This is a genomic window from Streptococcus sp. HMSC10A01 (genome assembly GCF_001807785.1).
Lineage (GTDB): Bacteria > Bacillota > Bacilli > Lactobacillales > Streptococcaceae > Streptococcus > Streptococcus gordonii.
The window spans coordinates 1-544 of sequence record NZ_KV790979.1 but is presented as its reverse complement, the minus strand read 5'-3'; the positions used below and the strand labels follow the sequence as shown (position 1 = coordinate 544).

Genomic DNA, 544 nt, shown 5'->3' with positions numbered 1-544 from the left:
TCCAGGTCCATTCTTAGCAGGTGTCAACCAAGTCATCCCGTATGAAGCTTTCGGTGGTGACGGTATGTTGACGCGTCTCTTACTCAAATCTTCTGACAAGGCTCCTTGGTCAGACAATGGCAAAGCGAACAATCCAGCCCTCTTGCCACTTGAAGGCTTAGCTAAAGGTCAATACTTCTACGAAGTGGATTTGAACGGCAATACTACAGGTAAAGACGGGCAAGCCCTTCTTGACCAACTTCGCATCAATGGCACTCAAGCTTACCAAGCGACTGTCAAAGTCTATGGTGCTAAAGATGGTAAACCAGATTTGACCAATCTTGTAGCGACAAAAAATGTAACTGTTAGTTTAAATGGCCTTGTTTCAAAAGAATCAGTCAAAGACTCAGTTACCAAAAATATTAAAGACCATATTGATGTTCCAGCTAGCTACTTAGAAAAGGCGAACGTTCCTGGTCCATTCTTGGCAGGTGTTAATCAAGTTATTCCGTATGAAGCTTTCGGTGGAGACGGCATGTTGACGCGTCTTTTGCTCAAATCTTCT

At 43.6% G+C, this 544-nt stretch carries 1 protein-coding gene; it reads left to right on the top strand.

The window, feature by feature from the left end:
* Positions 1-544 (top strand): SSURE domain-containing protein (locus HMPREF3108_RS06650; protein WP_176744523.1); only part of this gene is annotated, 544 nt, incomplete at both ends.